This window comes from Leptolyngbya sp. AN02str (assembly GCF_050565595.1).
Lineage (GTDB): Bacteria > Cyanobacteriota > Cyanobacteriia > Elainellales > Elainellaceae > Kaiparowitsia.
Window position 1 is genome coordinate 17,543 of sequence record NZ_JBNXVR010000015.1, and the last position, 22,273, is coordinate 39,815.

12 protein-coding genes are annotated in these 22,273 nt (G+C 54.4%); 6 read left to right on the top strand and 6 right to left on the bottom strand.

Annotated features, from left to right (window positions below; genetic code table 11):
* The first annotated feature begins 32 nt into the window (after window positions 1-32).
* Window positions 33-605: a hypothetical protein gene (locus tag ACQ4M4_RS13365; protein ID WP_430684985.1), complete on the top strand. Its 573-nt coding sequence runs from the start codon at window positions 33-35 to the stop codon at window positions 603-605.
* Window positions 606-868: 263 nt separating this feature from the next.
* Here ACQ4M4_RS13365 and ACQ4M4_RS13370 read toward each other — a convergent pair whose 3' ends face one another.
* Window positions 869-1,213, bottom strand: coding sequence for a hypothetical protein (locus tag ACQ4M4_RS13370; RefSeq protein ID WP_430684986.1), 345 nt, complete (start codon window positions 1,211-1,213; stop codon window positions 869-871).
* Window positions 1,214-1,458: 245 nt separating this feature from the next.
* Window positions 1,459-2,814: an FAD-binding oxidoreductase gene (locus ACQ4M4_RS13375; RefSeq protein ID WP_430684987.1), complete on the bottom strand. Its 1,356-nt coding sequence runs from the start codon at window positions 2,812-2,814 to the stop codon at window positions 1,459-1,461.
* A 317-nt stretch (window positions 2,815-3,131) separates the two neighbouring features.
* Here ACQ4M4_RS13375 and ACQ4M4_RS13380 point away from each other — a divergent pair, with 317 nt between their 5' ends.
* The 5 genes from ACQ4M4_RS13380 (at window position 3,132) to ACQ4M4_RS13400 (ending at window position 16,136) form a co-directional block, all read left to right on the top strand.
* Window positions 3,132-5,324: a GumC family protein gene (locus ACQ4M4_RS13380; RefSeq protein ID WP_430684988.1), complete on the top strand. Its 2,193-nt coding sequence runs from the start codon at window positions 3,132-3,134 to the stop codon at window positions 5,322-5,324.
* 613 nt (window positions 5,325-5,937) lie between these two features.
* Complete coding sequence (locus ACQ4M4_RS13385; RefSeq protein WP_430684989.1) at window positions 5,938-7,296, top strand: AAA-like domain-containing protein; 1,359 nt, start codon at window positions 5,938-5,940, stop codon at window positions 7,294-7,296.
* A 58-nt stretch (window positions 7,297-7,354) separates the two neighbouring features.
* Window positions 7,355-10,921, top strand: a complete 3,567-nt coding sequence (locus ACQ4M4_RS13390) for an AAA-like domain-containing protein (protein WP_430684990.1) — start codon at window positions 7,355-7,357, stop codon at window positions 10,919-10,921.
* A 373-nt stretch (window positions 10,922-11,294) separates the two neighbouring features.
* Window positions 11,295-12,620 (top strand): efflux RND transporter periplasmic adaptor subunit, encoded by a 1,326-nt coding sequence (locus ACQ4M4_RS13395; protein ID WP_430684991.1) that lies wholly within the window; start codon window positions 11,295-11,297, stop codon window positions 12,618-12,620.
* A gap of 159 nt (window positions 12,621-12,779) precedes the next feature.
* Window positions 12,780-16,136: an efflux RND transporter permease subunit gene (locus ACQ4M4_RS13400; protein ID WP_430684992.1), complete on the top strand. Its 3,357-nt coding sequence runs from the start codon at window positions 12,780-12,782 to the stop codon at window positions 16,134-16,136.
* A gap of 267 nt (window positions 16,137-16,403) precedes the next feature.
* On the opposite strand, the gene ACQ4M4_RS13405 is transcribed toward ACQ4M4_RS13400, so the two are convergent.
* The 4 genes from ACQ4M4_RS13405 to ACQ4M4_RS13420 form a co-directional block, all read right to left on the bottom strand.
* Complete coding sequence (locus ACQ4M4_RS13405; RefSeq protein ID WP_430684994.1) at window positions 16,404-17,828, bottom strand: ABC transporter substrate-binding protein; 1,425 nt, start codon at window positions 17,826-17,828, stop codon at window positions 16,404-16,406.
* 58 nt (window positions 17,829-17,886) lie between these two features.
* On the bottom strand, window positions 17,887-19,425 hold the full coding sequence (locus tag ACQ4M4_RS13410) for a protein kinase domain-containing protein (RefSeq protein WP_430684995.1): 1,539 nt from the start codon (window positions 19,423-19,425) through the stop codon (window positions 17,887-17,889).
* Between the two features lie 179 nt (window positions 19,426-19,604).
* Window positions 19,605-21,785 carry a polyphosphate kinase 1 gene (gene ppk1, locus ACQ4M4_RS13415; protein WP_430684996.1) on the bottom strand — a complete coding sequence of 727 codons (2,181 nt, stop codon included), beginning with the start codon at window positions 21,783-21,785 and terminating at the stop codon, window positions 19,605-19,607.
* 180 nt (window positions 21,786-21,965) lie between these two features.
* Complete coding sequence (locus ACQ4M4_RS13420) at window positions 21,966-22,193, bottom strand: hypothetical protein (RefSeq protein ID WP_430684997.1); 228 nt, start codon at window positions 22,191-22,193, stop codon at window positions 21,966-21,968.
* Window positions 22,194-22,273: the final 80 nt, after the last annotated feature.

Genomic DNA, 22,273 nt, shown 5'->3' on the forward strand with positions numbered 1-22,273 from the left:
AACCACACTTGCAACACGACAGGAGTTTGCCCATGGTTTCCACCGACAAGTTGATGCACTTTCTCGTTGGGCTGGTGATTGGCGTGCTGTTTTGGCAAATGCTAAAGCGCTGGGCGCCGGGCTCGACCCGGCGCATTAACCCAGGGTTATTTTTGGTCATGGTGGTGTGGGGTGCCAGCGGCTTGTTTTTGTTTCGTAAGCTAGGCATCCCATTGCTCTCTGCCGATTGGGTCTATATGGCTGTGCCCGATTGGGATATTCCACTGTACAAGCTCACGCAATGGCGGTTTCTCATCCATCGCAGTTGGCTGTTTCATTCCACGCTCATTCCCACAGCGTTGATATGGCTGAGTGTGTGGCAGCTAGGGCAGCGATCGCACCGAGCCTGGAAGTGGATTCTGGATGGGGCAATGGGCCTATCTGTAGGAATGGCCACTCACCTCGTATGGGATACGCTGGCCTCGAAGCGCGGCTTTGTCGTCCATGGGTGGAATGCGGGCGGATCGCTGCTGTGGCTCATTGCCAGCCTGGTAGCTGGATTTGGCATACCCTGGTTGATTGCCTGGGCAATTCACCGTCCATCCTCCCTGGATACCTCTGGGTAAACCTGACAGGACTTACGCAGTTGAATGATGGTTGGAGCGTTAACGCTCCAACCATCATTCAACCCCCTGTTTTTTCGTATGAAGTGCGTAAATCCTACCTGAGTTTTGGATAAGCTGAAGTGCCCATTTTGTGTGCGCGACGCGCACACAAAATGGGCTTTTCTGAGGTTTGCGCACCGCGCGAACCTCAGAAAAGCCCTTAACCGAAACTGACGTTGGGTAACTGATGGTAGCGATCGCCCCAGGTTCATCAACCCAGCTTGTTAAAACCGAACGCGCCCAAAGGTCAGCAACTGATAGCCCGACACCATGGCGATCGCCGCCACAAAAAAGGTCCACAAGCTTGTGGGCTGTAGCACCAGCCCACCACTCAAAAACGCCATCAAAATTCCTAGGCCCACCAGTACCCAGCCCAAATCTTTGACGCTGCGCCGCGCACACACCAAGATCACCACACCGGATAAGGTACTGAGCACCGAGCCCGTAGCAGGAATGCTACGCCACCAGTAATAGGCCGAAAACCGAGTCGTGAAGATAATATTTTGTCCCAAAAAGTAAATGCCCGCCAAGATGAGACACAGGCCGATCAATTTGGTGAATAAGCGCATGAGATTGCAAACAATGAAGGGATGAAGAGCACGATAACTCGTATAGATAGCTTCAGGGGCAAAAACTGCCATTCCGGACTGAGCCATTCATCCGCTCATCAGTTTCATCCCAAACAAGCGCGAGCGATGCTCGCGCTTGTTCATGGACAAATTCTAGAAACCGCTGCGTCGAGCATGAATCATTCATGCCTTCAACCGTAATTTTAGCTCAGGGTATGCGTGAGCCTAAACCGGGCGATCGCCCTTTAGCGCATATCCCACGCCTTCATTTTGCCCGGGTTGAGCAAGCCATAGGGATCAACCTGTTCCTTAAAGGCCAACTGCACAGGGTCAATGGTTTTGCGGCCTCCATCCTCCAAAATGTACGTGTGGGGATTGGCAATAAACGCTCCCTGCGCCTCGTGGTATTTGATAATCTCGTTTAGGCGTTCTGGGGTGCTGTACCGCACAATTTGCAAAGCCGCCGGACTGACCTTGCCAGCCACACGAATAAATTCCACATGCATCATCGCTTCATCACCGTAGTGTTGATACATGTGCTCCAGCAGCTTCAGCTCCGCATCGTAAGGAAACAGCGTTTGCAAATAGGTGAGGCTGGGATCGACACTGCGAGCGTGTAGAGTTGTGTGGTTCCAGGTGTATTCCATCAACATCGACCCTTTACCAGCATCCTGGGCTGGCTTGTGATGGCAAACTTCACCCCCAAATTCTTTCACCAACTCGCCAAAGGGCTCCAGCGACGGTTCGGCAATCATGACCAAGGCGCAGTGCTTGCCCACCGAAATCACATTGCGAAATGGCGCAAAGTATCCAGGAATGGGGTCGGCACAAATGCAAACGAGTTTTTTAATGATGCCATCTGATTCGCCAAGCGCTTGGCCAAAGCGAGCTGCCGTCATAAAGTCATCAAACGTGACGATAATATCCGCCCAAGGATAGGCCGGCCCCAGCGGAACTTCGAGTTCAGTAATAATGCCGTTGGTACCGTAGGCATGAGTCACCTTGTGCACACTATCGCCCCGCAGCTCAATCACACGGGGTTCGTCTTCCATGGTGACCACTCGCACTGCATTTAGGTTGCCGCGATCGCGCAGTTGACCATAGGTAATTGACCCAATGCCGCCGCTGCCGCCGCTCATAAAGCCACCAATGGTTGCCGTGCGATAGGTGGAGGGAGCCATGCGCAGCTCCCAGCCAATATCACGAGTTTGTTTGTCAATCGCGATGAGCTTGGCTCCGGGTTCCACACAAACAGCGCCAGGTTTGATCCATTTCACCGCCTGCATTTTGGATAAATCGAGAATGACGCCACCCCGCAGCGGAATGCACTGCCCGTAGTTGCCCGTGCCTGCCCCCCGCACCGTTAGCGGAATGCGCTGCTGCACACACAGCTTGGCAACTTTGAGCACTTCAGCTTCGCTATTGGGGCGTACCACCACATCGCCAACTTTGTCATCCAGCTGAGCCACCAAAATGGGGCTGTAGGTATAGTAGTCTTTGGAGAGCTTGGTGACTTGGGCCAGGTCTCGGATGACCTCAATTCCATCCAATGCATGGGTAAATGCATCCCAATCAACCGAAGCAGGGGTGGTTACAGTCATAGTGAAATTGGTTTTAAAAAGCGAACGACTGAAGAACTAACTTTCCCAATCTATCGCTGTTTCGTGGGATTTAACTGGAATCTAAGCTACAGCTTGAACAACACACGCGGTCTGGCTCCTGCATCAACACAGGCGATTCGCCCATGGATTCGCTCATGGATTCGCCCATGGAACGAATCACCCAGGGCGATCGCGCATTAAGTTTTGACCAGGATGCAGTGACTTTGAGATGTTACTTTGAGATAAAGTTGCAGGGCATGCGATCGCCATCTCTCCGGAGCGTCCCCCTCTGAGAATTCACATCTGAGCATCGTGGTATGACTTCTCCCCTTGTCAGACGATATTTGGTGGCCCTCGATCGCCACAAGTGGGCTGGGCTAGGGGGCTTTGCCCTGGTCATGGGGCTATCGGCCCTGGCCGCGCTCAAGCCTCCACCACCGATTACCTACGAATCCGCTGGCATTCTCAGCTATGTGCCGCCGCCCGTTACCGTGAGCGAAACCAACACCGCATTACAGCAGGGACAGGTCATCACCCCCGAGGTGCTCCTCTCCGATTTTGTGGTGGATTCGGTGGTGCAAAAGCTGCGCGATCGCCAAATCACTGTTGACGCCGAAACCCTACGCACCAACACCAACATCACCACACCCCGCGTCCGCGACAACAACAATCGCCCCCAAGACGAGGCACCCGGCCAGCGGGTACTCGTCATTTACGAAGACACCAGCTCCCGCACGGCACAAACCATCTTGTCGCTCCTTATGGAAACCATGGTGGAGCAAAGCCAACTGTTTAATCGGCAGCAGGTGCAGCGCATCGTCCGCAACCTAAACGACCTACTGCCCAAAGTCACCCAAGAACTGCGTCTAGCAGAAGACGATCTGGAGCGCTACGTTCGGGTTGAAGGCCCCACCATTCAATCCGCCGAGGATGGGCAAATTGTGGGAGCCATTACCGGAACCCAACAGCAGCAGCGCCAAATTCAGCTGAACCTGCAAACCCTCGCCACCCAAATTCAAAGCCTGCAAGAACGATTGGGCCTTTCTGCCGATCAGGCTTATGCGTCTTCGGCCCTCAGTGCCGACCCCATCATTGCCGACCTGCGCGCCAAAATTTATCAAAACGAAACCCAGCTTCAGGTGCTGTCCCAAACGTTGCGCCCACAACACCCCGACATGCTCAACCTACAAAGCCAACAGACAGCATACGAGCAGCTCTTGCAGCAGCGGGTACAAGAAATTCTGGGCGTCTCGGAGCCTGTCGCCGCCATTCGCCAAAACAGCAGTCTTGACCCCGCCCGACAACAGCTCGCCAATACCCTGGTCGACCTCACCACCCAGCGCGAAACCTTACAGCAACAGCTGCAAGCCCTTACAACTGCCGAACAGCAGCTCCGCCAGGAATATGCGCAAATTCCTAATAAGCAGCTAGAGCAGGCTCGCTTGGAACAGCAGGTCGCCCTCAAGCGCAATTTTTATGATCAAATTCAGTCGCGTTTGGCCGATGCCCAACTTGCCGCAGAAGAGACCGTGGGCAGTCTGGTGATTTTTCAACCGCCCAAAACCGACTTGGCCGAGGAGCCAGGAAGCAGCACCGCATTCATTTTGCTGGGAGGCAGTGTGGTGGGGTTGCTGGTGGGGGCGGGGTTGGTGCTGTTGCTCGACTCGCTCGATGCCACATTCCACACGCTGCAAGATTTGCAAATTGCGCTGCGTCAGCGCGAAATTCCTTTGCTAGGGCTGTTGCCGACGTTGCCGGAAGCATGGGAGATCGATGGGCTACCGCTAGCCTTGGATGTGGGCTCGCCCTTGGTGGAACCTTATGAGCGGTTACGGGGAAATTTGCGACGGGCCAATAGCGATAAGCCACTGAAGGTTGTTTTGCTCACCAGTTTGGTGGATGGCGAAGGGAAAACGGTGACGGCCTACAACCTGGCGATCGCCTCTGCCAGAGCCGGTAAACGTACGTTATTAATTGAGGGAGATTTGCGATCGCCTTCGCGTGCCAAACTCTTCAACATTGTGCCCGAACCAGACACCCTAAGCGAACCCTTGCGATATTACAGCCGAGGCGAGTTTCGGTTTACTCCGCTAGAAAATTTGTTCCTGTTGCCTAGTCCGGGACCACAGCGCCAAGCCGCCGCCATTTTAGAATCGAGCGAAATGCGACGAACGTTGGAAGACGCCCGAGGACGATTTGACCTAGTGGTTGTCGATACGCCTTCCCTCAGCCGCTACAACGACGCACTCTTGCTAGAGTCCTACACCGATGGCTTGGTCTTGGTCACGCGTCCTGGCTTTACCGAAGAAGCACTGCTCTCCGATGCAATTGAACAGTTTATTGAATCTGAAGACTTGCAATTTTGGGGTGCCGTTATTAATAGTGCAGACGACGATTTCCAGCCCTATGCCACAACCGCAACCGATAACGATGCAACAGAAAAGGCAACACCGCAGCCGAGGCCAGAGCAAGCCTCAGCCGCGCTATCTGGTCGCCTACATCGCCCCTAAAATCGATAACAGGCCCACTTCACTCAACCTCACGGCTTAGCCTCCCAATCTGCTCAATCCATTCAAACCTAGGCTTTACGCACTTTATGGGAAAAACCAAGGGGTTGAATGATGTTTGGGGCGTTAAGTGCCCCAAACATCATTCAAATGCGTCAGTTCTGAAACCATTTGCCCAACGTTTTTTCGCTGCAACACTCTGCACATTGCAGTTTTCTATCGACAGCACCAGCTACCACCCAACATTTAGACCTTTTTGTTTTTGTATTTAGACCTTCTGTACGAATATTCCTTTGAAGCATGAGTTGCTGCGAGCACCGCTGCACAACAACTCATGCAGGAGGTCTACTCACGATGAAACGCTTGAATAAAATAAAGTTTATTGTCTCTATTCTATTTTTGGTATCGGTGGGAACACTGTTTATTATTTACTGGTAATAAATCACTTGTTTCTCTCGATAAGATTCCCATCTAGGGTCTTTCACGCGTAGTCTAGGTTGCATTGCTGCACGTTAGGAACCAAACGCGTAACTTATAGAATGCATACAGAATACAGAAATCCATCTAGTAATATGGCTAGAAGTGATTTTAAGGGCTAAGGCGTTCAGCAATAAAAATGGTGGCACCAGAATTGCAAATTCAGAAACGAAAACGTGGTGTTGTTTTAAGCTCTCAAGGATGGCAGCGATTGCAAGCTGCCGAACATCTTGCAGCCCTTCGCGAAAATAATGGCAAGTCTTACACCTTGGAGCAACTGAGCGATCGCACTGGCCTTAGCACTAAAACCCTCACTAAAGTTCGCCGCCGTCAAAAACCCGTTGACCAGCCCACCCTAGAAGCCTATTTTGAAGCATTTGGCCTTACCCTTGGAACCGATGATTGCATTGGACAGGATTTTGAAGTTGCGCCCCCAACCTCTGCATTTAGTCAGCAAGTGCCACTCCGGGGTCAAATTCCGTTAGATTCCCTGCTATACGTCTACCGTCCACCGGCGGAGCAAATCTGCTTCAAAGAAATCATGCAGCCCGGTGCCCTCATTCGGATCAAGGCACCCCAGCAATTTGGTAAAACCTCGCTGATGGCACGAGTGCTCAACCAAGCCGAAGACCATAGTTTTCGCACGGCTGTTTTGAGTATGCGCCTAGCCGACGCTTCAGTATTTTCCAGTCTTGAACAGTTTCTAAAGTGGTTTTGTGCGTCGGTGACGCGCGGTATGCAACTGCCGAACAAACTAGACGAATATTGGGATGCGACCTTTGGCAGTAGCTATTGCTGTGGCGATTATTTTGAGCGTTACCTATTGCCTGAAGGCGATACTCCATTGCTACTGGCGATCGATGATGCCGACATTTTGTTTGCCCATCCCGAAATCGCCACAGATTTTTTTGGTATGTTGCGGGCCTGGTATGAGCAATCGCGGCATGGCACCGCCGCTAGCGAAATTTGGCATCGGTTGCGGCTCGTCATTCTCCATTCCACCGAAGTCCTGCTGCGGCTGAATATGCATCAGTCTCCGTTTAATGTAGGAATTTTGGTAGAGTTGCTGCCCTTCACGCCCGAACAAGTGCAAGACTTGGCCCTTCGGTATGGTCTAGCAGGTTCGGATGTGCAGTCCGATATTTTGGTGGATATGCTGGGAGGCAACCCCTATCTCACTCAGTTGGCCCTGCACTACATTAATACTTATGGGCTCACCATGAGTGACATTGCCACAAGCGCGTTGGCACCCGATGGGGTGTTTGGTAGCTACCTGCGCCAGCTTTTTATCTATCTTGAAGATCGGCACGAGTTGATTGTTGCCGTCAAGCAAATGGTGGCAAAACCACAAGGGGTTGAGCTGTACCCTGAGGCCGCTTTCCGGTTGTATAGTTTGGGGCTGGTTCGGTTTAAGGGCAGGCTGACTTTGTTTAATGGCACGCTGCATCAGCATTACTTTACTCAAATCGTAGATTTATTGCCCGACGCTGCTCCTTGATGCGAGGCGGATAGATGAGGGCATCCCAGGGTGGCGGCTGAACAGAGTGAGTGGGCCAATGGTTGTTTTTCAATATCCCCAGTCGATGTATCAGGCGGGCGGGACTTTGCCGTACGATGCACCGACCTATGTACGGCGAGAGGCCGACGATCAGTTAGTGCAAAGCCTGCTGCGGGGCGAGTTTTGCTATGTGTTTAATGCCCGACAAATGGGGAAATCCAGTCTGCGGGTGCAGGCGGCCAAGCAGCTAACGGCGGCGGGGGTGCAGTGCGGCGTTATCGACATTACGGCGATTGGAACACAGCAAATTAAGCCCGAGGAATGGTATGCCGCCATGGTGGCAACCCTCAATAAGCGGTTTGGCCTGAATGTGAATTTGCGGCAATGGTGGAGCGATCGCGCCCATTTGCCTTTAGTCAGTCGGCTAGGCGAATTTATTGACACGGTGTTGTTGGAACAGATTGTCCAGCCCATTGTGGTGTTCATTGATGAAATTGATGGGGTGCTGGGGCTCAAGTTTCCGACAGATGACTTTTTTGCCTTTATTCGCAGTTGCTATAGCCAGCGGGCCGATAGCGAAAAATATCGACGGCTCACCTTTGCCCTGTTTGGAGTGGCAACGCCGGGAGATTTGATTGCCGACAAAACCCGTACCCCATTCAACATTGGGCAGGCGATCGCGCTCCGGGGATTTGAATGGGCCGAGGCGCATCCACTCCTGCTGGGATTGGCCGATCATATGCCCCATCCCGAAGCGGCACTGCGCCGCATTTTGTACTGGACGGGGGGTCAGCCCTTTCTCACCCAAAAACTGTGCCAACTGGCCGTGCGATTTAGCCCCACCATCGAAATGTCCAGCCTAGAGGCAGAATGGATTGACCAACTGGTGCACGATCGCGTGTTGCATAACTGGGAAGTGCAAGATGAACCAGAACATTTGAAAACCATACGCGATCGCCTATTGCGCAATGCCCAACAAGCCAGCCGTTTGTTGGGCATGTATCAGCAGATCTTGGTGGGAGCCGAGGCCGATCAACCCATCGACCCCGTAGCTCAGTTACAGGCAATTGGGGCGGGGGTCGCAGTCGATGATTCGCCCGAGCAGTCCGATCTACAACTCACTGGTTTGGTGGATAAACATCAAGGCTATCTGCAAGTTAAAAACCCAATCTATCGTGCGGTGTTTGATACGGAATGGGTGGCCACTCAGTTAAAGCTATTGCGACCCTACTCCCAAACCCTAGAAGGGTGGCTCAACTCTGCAAGCACCGACTCATCGTGGTTGCTGCGAGGGAAGGCGCTACAAGATGCCTTGGCATGGGCCGAGGGCAAAAGCTTAAGCAATGTGGACTATCGTTTTTTGGCGGTCAGTCAAGAGCGCGATCGCCAAGAGATACAGCAGGCATTGGAGGCCGAGCGCTTCAAAGAAGTAGAAACCCGGCTCGTGCTCGAACAGCAAAGTGCTCATCGGCAGCGCACATTACTCCTGGGGGTGAGTGTAGCATTAGCAGGAGCGATCGCCCTAGGGTTGATTGCCCTCTTGCAATATCATCGAGCCTCGTTGCGCACAATCGAAGCCATTACCGCTGCAGCCCGAGGCAACTTTGACTCTCAGCAACGGCTCGATGCCTTGGTGCTCTCCATCAAGGCGGCTCGGCGGTTGCAAGCCTTGGAGCTAGCCTGGTTCACGCCCAATCACCTTCAGCAGCAGGTGGCCCAAGCCCTGCAACAGTCTGTTCAAGCAACCGACGAATTCAACCGCCTTTCTGGCCATCGTGGCATGGTCATGGGAGTGCAAATCAGCCCCGATAACACCCTCTACGCCACCGCGTCGAGCGATTGGCAGGTGCGGCTGTGGCAGCGAGATGGCACCTTACTCGCCACCTTGCCCCACACAGCCACAATTCACTCGCTGCGCTTTAGCTCCGACGGAAAGTACCTTGTCACCTCAGGCTTAGATGGCAATGCAGAAGTATGGTCAACTCGAGGAACCAGGCAAGCCGTACTAAAAGGGCACACTGGCCCAGTTTGGCGCGTGGATATGAGCACCGATCGCCAAACGATTGTGACCGGAAGTGGCGATCGCACGGTCAGACTATGGCAGCGTGACGGCACCCCAATTGCCATCCTCAATGCGCATCAGGCTCCGGTGTGGGGAGTGGCATTTAGCCCCACTGGAACGCATCTTGCCTCCTCCGACCTGACGGGTACCATCCATCTTTGGAGCCGCGAAGGCAAACGCTTGCGAACCCTACAAGCCGGCTCAACCCCCGCGTGGAACATTGCCTTTAGCCCCGATGGCAGCCTGTTGGCTTCGGCCAGTGCCGATAATCTGGTGCGCCTGTGGAGCGTAGCCGATGGCCAGTTGGTCAACACCTTGAAAGGGCACTCGGCAGAAGTTTTGAATGTTGCCTTTAGCCCCTTGGGTGAGGTTTTGGCCTCGGCCAGTGCCGATAAAACGGTGAAAGTATGGCGGTTAGACGGCACCTTGATCAAAACGCTAGAAGGACACCGCTCAACCGTTCGGGATGTCGCCTTTAGCCCCGATGGGCAGCAGCTAATTTCGGCCGGAACCGACAACACAGCGCGACTGTGGATGCTCAACTTACCCTTTCAAACAGTGCTGAATGGGCATCGCGGGATTGTATGGGATGTGGCGGTGAGCCCAGATAATCAACAATTTGTCACGACTGGCGGCAACGAGCTGATTCGCTGGGCCCGCGATGGCAAACGACTGGAGGTATGGAGTCAGCCCAATATTCGATTTTTAAGGCTGAGTATTAGTCCCGATGGCAACACGCTAGCGATCGCCGGGAGTAACGGATGGCTAATTCTGCGATCGCTCAATGGCGGAGAGCCCATCTTGCTGCGAGAGCACCAGGCCAATGTATGGGCCGTAAGCTTTAGCCCCGATGGGGAGTGGCTTGTAACCGGAAGCGACGATCGCACCCTCAAGCTGTGGAAACGCCAAGCCAACGGTTCCTTTGCCGTTCAGCAAACTCTACAGGCGCACATGGCCCGCATTTGGGATGTAGACTTTAGCCCCGATGGTTCGTTTATTGCTTCGGCCAGTGCCGACGGCCAAGTCAAGCTGTGGCAATGGCAACATTCAACCCGGCTGAACACGCAACCTGCAGCGGTTTTAAAAGACCACAAAGGGGAAGTATGGGGCGTGAGCATTAGCCCCGATAGCCAAACAATTGCCACGGCTGGGTTGGATGATCAGATCCGACTGTGGAGCCGAGATGGGGTATTGCAGCAATCGCTGGCGGGCAATGGATTTGGCTTGGCTGATGTGGCGTTTAGCCCTCGGGGAGACCACCTCGCGGCAGCTAGCATTGATAGCTTTGTGAAACTGTGGACTCTCGACGGTGAGCCCTTGAGTCGGTTGGCGGGTCATCGGTCGGGCGTGGTGCGGGTTGCTTTTACCCCCGATGGCAAGCAGATCATTTCCACAGGCGATGACCAGCTTGGAATTGTGTGGGATTTGGAGCAAACCATGCAGCTAGATCCACTGGCCTATAGTTGCCAGCTGGTGGGGAATTTTCTGCGCACCAGTCCCGAAATCGCACCGAGCGATCGCACTCTGTGTCGCGGCATTGAGCAAGATGAACCCAGCGAATGAATTTTACAGATGACCTGGGTTACGCAAATAACCATGACTTTGTTCCTATACCGCATCTTCCTCAAGGTTGATTGATGTGTCTCTCCAGGCTTGTTATTTATAGAGACAGATAAAAAAGTTAACAATTCATTTATCCTTAATGACATAGAAACGGGCTTCAACGGGAAGCATTGAGTCAGAGCTAGAACATAGGCTCTGAGGCGAGTTTGCGTTTTGAGGCCAGCCTGTCTTGCTGGTGATCTCGGTGACTCTGTGGGGCTTTCAGGCTGTTGTTCTTCTCAGGCAAGCGAAATCGCGAGCTTTGTAAACCATAAAAAACGTTGTCAAAATTCAAGTTTCGGTCGCAGTCTTCCAGGTGTTTCAGGTGTTTATTGTGCGTCAACAAAAGCAACACATCGGGCGGAATATCAGGCGAAATATCGGCTTGATGAGCTTGGCGGCGTCGGTGCTGCTGGTGCAGGGATGTCAAGTTCTTCCCCAAAGCGAGGCTCAGGCACAGGCTCCTCAAGCGGGAGAGGCGGCTGGTCCCAGAACGGTGTCGGTTGAAACGGCGATCGCCCAAACAGGTTCCCTCCGCGAAGACTCAACCTACACGGGCACAACACAGCCCCTAAAAATTGTGTCGGTGCGGGCGCAAACCGAAGGACGGGTGGTGAATCTGACGGCGGATGTAGGCGATCGCGTTAGTCGTGGTCAGGTGTTGGGGCAGTTGGATGATCGGCTGCTGGCGACCTCGCTGAGCCAGGAGCAGGCCGAGCTTGCAGCGTTGGAGTCGGGGGTGGCGCAAGCCCAAACCGAGGTGAGTGATGCCGAAGCTCAAGTGGTTAGTGCTCAACTACAGTTACAGCAGGCGATTGCCGATGCAGAACGGTTGCAAAGCTTAGCCGACCAGGGCGTCGTCACACGCCAACAGGCCGAGCAAGCTCAGACCGCCCGCCTAACAGCCGAGCAAGTCGTCAAGTCTGCTCAGGAACAAGTGCGCACTCGGCAGCAAGCGGTTGTTGCTGCGCAGCGGCGAGTGGCAGCCCAGCAGGCGGCCGTATCCGAAGTGGGGCAACGCCGGGCCTATGCAGCCCTAGCGGCTCCAGCCTCTGGCGCAGTGCTAGAGCGCATGAAACAGCCCGGAGACCTGGCCCAACCCGGCGAAGAAATTTTGACTATTGGCGACTTTAGCAATGTCAAAGTGGTGGTGCAGTTGTCGGAGCTGGAGCTGGGTAAGGTGCAGGTAGGGCTTCCTGCCCAAGTCACGCTAGATGCCTTTCCCAACCGCACGTTTAGCGGGGTGGTGGAGCGTATTTCTCCCGCGGCAGACCCCACCGCTCGCCTAATTCCCGTTGAGGTGGTGATCCCCAATCAAGATGGCCGGGTTTCGAGTGGGCTGCTGGCACGAGTGCAGTTCCGGGCTGTGGGGGCATCGCGCATCGTCATCCCCGAAACGGCTTTGGAAGCGGCAGAAGACTCAGACTCCACGGTGTTTGTGGTGCAGGGTGAGGGCGAAAACGCAACGGTATCGGCTCGTTCGGTTACGTTGGGCGATCGTGCGAATGGCCGGGTTGAAGTGCTGTCTGGTCTTCAGCCGGGGGAAACAGTCGTTGTGCGGAGTGGTCGCCCGTTGGAAGATGGGCAAACGGTACGGCTCAGCATTTTGTCAGAGCAATCGCCTAGTTCTTCGAGCCCAGGGCAACCCTTGGCAAACTAACTCAGCGGGTGAGGGCGATCGCGCTCCAGTTCCATTGGATCGTTCTCACCCAAACGCGCTGGAAGCCACTATCCAGCCTGAGTCAGCCGATTCTCCATTCCTAGTTCCAACGTCTGCCTTATTCCACACCTGGCCCATCGCTATCGGAATTCTTTGCTCATGCAAGCGTCTTCATCTCGCACTAGCCTTAGCACGCTCTCGATTCGGCGGCACATTGGCACCCTCATGCTCACATTGACGGTCATTGTGCTGGGTGCATTCTTCATTCAGCAATTGCCAGTTGACCTACTGCCGTCGATTACCTACCCCCGTATTGGTGTGCGGATCGATACGCCGGGTGTGTCGCCCGAGGTCGCCATTGACGAAATTACGCGCCCCCTGGAAGAAGCACTGGCTACCACGGAAGGCGTCGAGCAAATCTTTTCTCAAACGCGTGAAGGTCAGGTGAGTGTAGACCTGTACTTTCGACCGGGTGGTAATGTCGATCAGGCGCTCAACGATGCAACAGCCGCCGTAAACCGGGCTCGGGGACGCTTGCCCGATAACCTCGAATCCCCGCGCTTGTTCAAGGTGGATCCGTCGCAGCTCCCGGTGTATGAGTTTGCGCTCACATCGCCCTCGCTGCGTGGGGTCGATCTGCGGGTGTTTGCCGATGAGGAGCTGGCTCGCGAGCTAAACGTGGTGCCGGGAGTCGCCAGTGTGGATGTGTCTGGCGGGGTGCGTGAAGAGGTGCAGGTCAACCTGGATCTCAACCGCTTGCAGGCGCTCAATGTTGGGCTACAGGATGTGCTGAACGAATTGCGCGATCGCAACCAGGATGTATCTGGAGGCCGCATTCGTAGCGAAGATGCCGAAGCCTTAACCCGGACGGTGGGCCTGTTCACCTCGTCGGAGGAGATTCGCAACCTCTCGTTTGAGGTACAGGGTTCCGATCCGCCGCAGCGGGTGTATCTGAGGGACTTTGCTGACGTGGTGGATGGCACCGAAGAACAGCAAGTATTTGTGAATTTGAACGGTCAACCTGCCGTCAAGCTAAGTATTCAAAAGCAGGGCGACGCCAACACCATTGATGTAGTAGCGGCAGTGCAGCAACGAATTGAGCAACTGCGAGAGTCAGGACTGGTGCCCGAGGATGTGGTGATTACATCCACCCTTGATGAATCTCGTTTCATTCAAAGTTCCATTGCCAACGTAACAACCTCTGGCCTGACGGGGGCAGCTCTAGCGGCGATCGCGGTGCTGCTGTTCTTAGGTTCCCTCCGGCAAACATTGATCATTGTGTTGGCGATTCCGCTGGCAACCCTGATGGCGATCGTGCTCATGGGCATGTTTGGTCTCTCCATCAACGTGTTTAGCTTGGGTGGTTTGGCCCTGGGTGTGGGCATTGTGGTGGACAACTCCATCGTCATGCTCGAAAACATTGTGAATGGCGTGGAGTCCTATCAACGCCAGCGCCAGGTGGAAGCAACGGCCAACGGTCAACCCCATGGGCAAATCCACTCAGATCACTATCCAGGCCCCATCGACAACGACCAGAGCGGTAACGGTCATAACGGCAATGGGCATAACGGCAACGGTCACGCCGCCAATCAGCCCTATCCCCCAGCTACAGCCAAAGCCACCAGCCGCGATGTCATGCGCGTTGCCGAACGCAGTAGTCAAGAACTGGAGTCGGCGCTGCTAGCTTCAACCACCACCAACTTGGTGTCCGTGTTGCCCTTTTTGCTCATTGGCGGGTTTATTGCACTCTTGTTCAACGAACTCATTCTCACCATTAGCTTTGCGGTGGCCGCCTCGCTGGCCGTAGCGTTGACGGTGGTTCCGGCGCTCACGTCGCGGCTGCTGTTGGTGCAGTGGTCTAGCAATGTGGGCAATTTCTTTCTGCTGCGTGAGTTTCGCCTGCGGTTGGAAGGGGTGACTCGTCGCTATGGCCATTTGCTGCAAACGGTGCTGCGCTATCGCGTGATCATCATCACTCTGGCGTTTTTGGTGCTGGGGGGCAGTAGCTTCCTCATGGTGAGCAATATTCCACAAGAAATTTTGCCCCGCATCAATACAGGACAAGCTCGCTTATTTGCTCAGTTTCCTCCCGGAACTACGCTGGCTGACAATCGCCGGGTCATGGACGCAGTGGATGAGCTGCTTCAGGAGCAGCCAGAAGTGAGCTATGTGTTCACCACATCGGGCGGTGGCTTGTTTGCCGGAAATACATCGGCCAATGCGCTGCGGGGTTCCAGCACGATCACCCTAGAGCCCGGAACCAACGTTGCCGCTTTCTCGGATCGAGTTAGCGCCCAGTTGGAACAGTTCAACCTGGTGGAAACTCGGCTGCGAGTGTCGCCAGAGTCGGTTCGAGGAATTTCGCTCAGCAACTCTCCAGTGCGAGGCGGTGAGGTTGACCTCACCCTGCAAGGCTCGGATGAGGCCATATTGCAGCAAGCTGGATTTCAGGTGCTGGGCGTACTAGAGCAACAGGCACAACTAGCGCGCTACCGCCCCGATGCCGATCGCCCCCAGCCAGAACTGCAAATTGTGCCCGATTGGGAACGGGCGGCGGGTTTGGGTCTATCGGCGCTGGCCATTGGCGACACGATTCAAACGGCGGTGCAGGGAGCCGTACCAACGCAACTGCAACGCGCTAGCCGACTGGTGGATGTACGGGTTCGCTTACGAGAAGGGGCGATCGCCAATCCAGATCAACTCCTGCAATTACCGCTGTTCACCACGGGCAATCGTTTGCTGCGCTTGGGCGATGTGGCTCGGGTGGAGCCCGGTGAAGCCCCAGGTCAAATTCAGCGCATCAACCAACGGCAAGTGTTCATTATTGCGGGTTCTCCCTTGGATGGCGTAAGCTCCAGCGAGGCGATCGCTGAAATGGATCGAATTCTTGCCACCATTGAGCTGCCCGAAGAGGTAACCGTTCTCAATAGCTCCAGTGCCGAGGCCAATCGTCAGCTGCAATCTTCGCTGGCAACCTTGGGAGCCTTAGCCACATTTTTGGTCTTTGTTGTGATGGCAGTACAGTACAACTCGCTGATTGATCCCCTGGTGATTATGTTGACGGTGCCGTTGGCGCTTGCAGGTGGCATCTTGGGCTTGTTTGTCACGCAAACCCCGATTGGAGCGACGGTCATTGTCGGGGTGGTGCTGCTGGTCGGGATTGTGGTGAACAACGCCATCATTATGGTGGAGCGGGCCAACCAAATTCGGGAACAGGAAGGGCTGGATCACCAAAGTGCCATTTTGCTTGCAGCTCCTGAACGACTGCGTCCTATTTTGATGACCACAATTACCACGGTGCTGGGCATGTTTCCGTTGGCGCTAGGGGTAGGTGAAGGATCAGAATTTTTGCAGCCGCTGGGGGTAGTCGTATTTTCAGGATTATCGCTGGCCACGCTGCTGACGCTGTTCATTATTCCCTGCTTTTACACGCTGCTGCATGATCCCAGGTGGACACGGGGCCTGCCCATTCCCCGCAAGCCCAGCCAAACAAAGCGGGTGGAAACTAGGGTTTAGCGAGAACGGGCTGTTCCCAACCTGAGTTTTGGATAAGCTGAAGTGCCCATTTTTGCGTGCGCGTTGCGCACGCAAAAATGGGCTTTTCTGAAGTTTGCGCGGCGCGCAAACTTCAGAAAAGCCCTTAACCGAAACTGACGTTTCCCAGGTTCTGCATAAGCTGAAGCACCCATGGTTGTCTGCGCAGCGCAGACAACCATGGGTGTTTTTGGGAGCTTGGACAGCACACAACCTTCGAAAACGGCCTATACCAACACGGACGTTGGTCTAAGGCAACATTCCTAAGGCTTCTTGAGGATTCACAATCGAGCCAAAGCCGAGCGGCACAAAGTCGTATCCATAGCCCGATCGCAAACCAGGCTGTACTTCTACCAACTGCACACTTTGATTGCGATCGCCTGATGGCAAAAATCGAATCGTTCCGGTTGCTCCGTTGGCATAGCTGCGGCCTGTGCTCAGTTCAGCCTGAACACCCAAACGAGAAGGCGATCGCTCCAAAGCTGCAGCCAAGGCCTGCACCGCATCAAACGCCACCGCCGTTCGCCAACTCACCTCTCCTCGCCATAGCGTGCGGGCCGTTGCGGCAAAGGGCGATCGCGGATTGGACAGCGCATGCCATGGCACAACCGACACCAAGCCCACCGCATCCGGGCCGCTAATTTCCAATGTTTTCACAGTGTAGAGTTCGCCTCCGGCCAGCAGCGCCAAGCGTCCTGCATTCCCCCGTACCAGTTGTAAAGCGCGATCAATCTGGGCGGAATCTGGCAGCAACATCAGCGCCGAGGCACCAGCCTCCACCGCATGGTTAAAGCTCGCCACCGGACTGAACCCATCGTCGGCCAAGTTGGCCTCTAGCACCACCTGCCCACCCCCCAAAGCCAGCGCGGTACTCAACTCATTTTTTAGCGATTGGCTATCGGCACTTTGGTCGCTAAAAAAGAGTGCCACCCGTTGATGCCGCATGCGATTCAGGGCGTGATCGGCCAAAGCCCTCGCCGTCACAAAGTCGCTGGGCACGGTGCGAAAGAGATATTGGCTGCGATTCGTCAGGGCGATCGCAGTGCTTAAGGGAGCAATCGTCACCAACCCTGCGGCTTCGTAGTGCGGCAAAGCAGCAAGGGTGGTTTCGGTCGTCGCATGGCCCACCACACCCAAAATAGAAGTATCGTTCCCAAGGGTGGCGGCGAGTTTCATCGCCAGTTCGGGTTGATTAGCATCATTGGCGATCGCCAACTTTAAGGGAACTCCACCAATCCCGCCGCGTTGGTTCACCTCATATTGGGCTTGGGCGACCCCCCGCAAGACCTCCAAAGCACTGGTGCGATCGCCACTCAGCGACACCACAACCGCCAGGGTATAGGCATTGTCATTGCCAATGGCGGCATTGCTGGCGTAAATTCGGGCTTCTGGATCGTTGGGATTTGCCAACAGCGCCAGCTGAAAGTTGGTAGCAGCCTCAGTGTAGTTGCCCTGTTGATAGGCCCAAACCCCTGCTCGCTTCTCGGGTGGGACTCCGTCTTCTAGCAACAGGCGCTCGCCCTGGCTCATGTGCGATCGCACCGCTTCGAGTTCAGCACGGCTGAGCTGGGATGTGTTGTCGCGTTGCAAGCCCTGTAAATGAATTCCATTGAGTTGTCCAACCGACCACCAGCTGCCCACTCCCAGCAGCCCCATCGTCACCAACAGGGACACAAGCAATCTCGGTGTTTCGCGGTTTTTAGACATGAATCGCCAGGATGCACCACCAAAGCTACAGCACTTTGGATATCAACAGGTAGACCAACCTGAATACTATTGCAATGGCGATCGCAGCTAATCCGGTCAAAATTCCTAAAATTGCAACCGTATACAGAGCACTGCCAATATTCGTGCCTGTCGTCGAGGGCAACACGCTGTTGAGGAAGGGAAATAACACAACCAATGCCAGCGTAATGCCAGCAATAATCACCAGGTCCAATCGCTCAATCCAGCGACGAGATTGAGCAAAAATCAATCCGCTGATGAAGAACAGCCACAATACCCAAAACACCGGACTCACAATCGAAGTGCCCAACAGGCTGAGCAGCCCAATGGCCAACAACCCACCCTCAAATCCCGTAAAGGCGGCACCCGTCAAGTATTCCAAAAGCGATCGCGATCGTGATGGGGTAGCTACAGGACTGGGTGCAGCGACCGGAGGTATCGTTGCCGGAGCCGGATTTCCACTCCCTTGAAGCGAGGTCGATGCAACTTGTCCCATGACAGCTCCTCCAGTGGCCGATCCCCCAGCGGCCGATCCCAACGTTCCTGATGGAGCAGGAGTTGGATGAGAGACTGGCGCAGCAGATGCAGGCGGTAGTTGTCGCAGCTGCTCTAGAACTTCGGCGGCTGATTGGGGGCGTTGGCTGGGAGTCAGCTCCAACATACGATCCAAAATTTGGGCTAGGTGTGGTGAGACCTTGACCTGATCTTTCCACTTCCAGCTATTGCTGTAGGCATCGTATAGTTCGCTGGGCTGCATGCCCGTCAACAGGGTAATGCACGAAACCGCTAGTGCATACAAATCCGTTGCGGGATACACAACATCCCCTCGCATTTGCTCTGGCGGCGCAAATCCCATCGAGTAGATTCCGGTCGAGGCTTTGCCGCCAGGAGATCCAGCCGCAGCGGTCACCTGTTTTACAGCCCCAAAATCGAGCAAAAATAGGCGACCATCCTTGCGCCGCATAATATTGGATGGCTTAATATCGCGATGAATTGAGTTGTGCTCGTGAACAAAGGTGAGAATTTTGAGCACCTCGCTCAATACCTCGGTCACGGCTTCTTCGGAATAGGGACCTCGCTGGGCCAGTTCTTCTTCTAAATTGAGTCCGTCGATAAACTCTTGCACCAAGTAGAAGTACCGTTCGGACTTGCCCGGAACCTGTCCTGGCGCATCAATTTCAAAGAAGGCCAGCAGATCGGGAATTTGAGGATGCTGGTTTCCCAACAGTTCCAGAACTTGGGCTTCGCGCTCAAACAAGGTTTGGGCCATTTGCAGTTGGGTTGAGCTCAAATCTCCTGAGGGTTGAAATTGCTTGACGACGCATTCCCGCATGGCGGGTGTGTAGCGATCGCGCGCCAAAAAGGCCGCCCCAAATCCTCCTTTGCCCAAGAGCCGCGTCGTGACATAGCGCCCCGCCAAAATTTGCGGCATCCCACAGGCCGTACAAAACTTTTGCTGAACGGTTCGTAAGGTGGCAGCCTGATCCAGATCCGCAAATTGGTTGACCGGGCGAGAGCAACCCGGACGAGTGCAATAAACTTCCATAAGGGGGGATGACAGCAGGGACTTGGATGGAGGGTGACGGGGCGATCGCACGATCACAGTTCCCAACGAACCCACAACAGCATTCTACGCTCTAGGGTACTGTGCCCTGGGGTTCTTCGCACAACGGCAGCGGATTGAGTCACCATTGTTTATGGTTATCAACCCCCAATTGGCCGCCCCTAGGAGCGATTGGCCCCGCTATCGGACTGTTTGGCCGCCAGTTCCATTAACACGCTTTGTGCTTTGAGCACACTGCTGCGGCCATGGGCTCGTCGCTGCACATACCGCCCGTCTGGCTTTAGCTCCCAGGCATTGTAGTTGTCAGCCAGCAAAATTCCCAAAATCTCTTGCAAGTCTTTGGCGAGCTGTTCATCTTCTACAGGTGTCATCACTTCAACCCGGCGATCAAGGTTGCGGGGCATCCAGTCGGCGCTGCCAATGTAGACTTCTTCCTGTCCTCCATTGTGGAAGTAGAGAATGCGAGAATGCTCCAAAAATCGCCCAACAACACTGATCACCCGAATGCGATCGCTCACACCCTTCACCCCAGGGCGCAAACAGCACATGCCTCGCACCACCAGGTCAATTTCCACACCCGCTTGCGAAGCTTCGTAGAGCGCTCGAATAATTCCAGGCTCCACCAATGCATTCAGTTTGGCAACAATGCGTGCATGTTTGCCCTCGCGGCTATGCTGAGCTTCACGCTGAATCAACGCCAAGAGGCGATCGCGCAAATTTACAGGAGCCACCATTAGCTTGCGATAGGTTTGCTGCCGCGAGTACCCCGTCAAAAAGTTAAATAAATCAGTCAGATCCGCACCCAGTGCATCTCGACAGCTCAACAGCCCCACATCGGTATAGAGTCGTGCTGTTTTGGGATTGTAGTTACCCGTGCCAATGTGAACGTAACGGCGAATTTGGTTTTCTTCCTGCCGCACCACCAGCACCAGCTTCGTGTGCGTTTTCAACCCAACCAGCCCATACACCACATGCACACCCGCCTCTTCAAGCTTCCGTGCCCAGCTAATGTTATTCGCTTCATCAAAGCGGGCCTTAAGCTCTACCAAGACCGCCACCTGCTTCCCGTTTTCTGCAGCGGCAATTAGCGACTCTACAATGGGCGAATCCCCCGAGGTGCGGTACAACGTCATTTTGATCGTTAGCACATTGGGATCATGGGCCGCTTGATGAATAAACCGCTGCACCGAAGACGAGAAGGATTGATAGGGATGATGCAGCAATACATCCTGCCGACGAATCACCGCAAAAAAGTCATCCTCTCCCTCACCGCGAAATGCCATGCTGGAGTCAGATAGTCGGCGCAAACGAGGGTGAGCCACGGGCGACCATGGAGGATCTCTCAGATCGGAACGCGGCAAGTCTACCAAGCTCATAACATGACCCAGCGACAGCAGACCTTCAATGTCATACACATCGTCTTGCCCAATGCCCATCTCTTCGATGAGGGTTTGCCGCATCGCATCGGGCATAGACGACTGCACCTCTAGCCGCACCACCGAGCCGCCATAGCGTCGCTTGCGCAACTCTTGCTCGATCGCCTGCAATAGGTCTCCAGCCTCATCCTCTTCCACATCCAGGTCGGCATTGCGGGTAATGCGAAACGGATAGCACGCCTGAATCTGCATACCGGGAAATAGAGTTTCCAGATTATGGGCAACGACTTGCTCAATGGGCACCCCCACCCACGTGGCGGTGCGCCCATTTGGTAAAACCCACAGTGCAACTGGTAGAGGAACGAATCGGGGCAGCAGGCTGGGCACCTTTACCCGTGCGAAGTTTTCATGCTGTGAGTCGGGATCACGCACCACCACGGCCAAGTTTAGACTCAGGTTAGAAATGTAAGGAAACGGATGGCTGGGATCGACGGCTAGCGGGGTCAATACCGGAAAAAGATGCTCTTCAAAATAACGGCGGAGATAGGCGCGCTGCTCAGACTGAAGCGTCTCGTAATTTGAGATATAAATGCCGTGCTTGGCGAGCTGAGGCCGTAGCGATGCCTGAAAGTGGTGGTGCTGTTTGGCAATCAGGGGCAATAGGCGATCGCGAATGTCCTGTAACTGTTCAGACGGGGTACGACCATCGGGCGATCGCCGATGCACTCCAGCTTCAACCTGTTGCTTTAAGCCCGCCACCCGCACCATAAAGTACTCATCTAAATTGTGACTAAAAATGGCTAAAAACTTCAGCCGTTCTAGCAGAGGCGTACGGGGATTCATGCCTTCTTGCAGCACTCGCGCATTAAATTCGATCCAACTCAGCTCTCGGTTGAAGTAATACTGCGGATCGGTCAGCAGAATATCCTCGACGGGCTTTTTGGTTCTGGGCTTAATGCGCGGCATGAATGATTACAGTCACAAGTAAGTTAGAGCAGATAACAGGATTGATCGAGCGGCAACAGAATTGATCCAGGAGGAACAGGATTGATGCACCTCATGCCCATCCTCAGAATTCTAGGTAGACGGTTCATGAGCAAAGCCAACCATTATCCAACTGCGTCGGTGCCTAGCATCGTGAAGTGCCTATTCCGAGCCGGGCAATGGTCCAAATGCCTCGTCTTCACGGCCAATCCACCACTCCCCCAAGTTCATCAACTGTTGGTGCAGTTCGGCTAGCTCGGCCATATAGGCATCTTGCGTCATCGTATCGCGTTGTTCTTGCAACTTTTTGATGCGCAACTGAACCAAAAGCCAGGGTTTGGAAATTCCGTCTGTGGCTTCAATAAATTGTGCCAGCGTTTTGCTATCCACGGGGGGCAAGCTCCTGTTTTTTGGTAATCACACTTGGCCATTGCTGGCCTCTTTCTAGTATGTCGGTTTGGCCTGTTGTC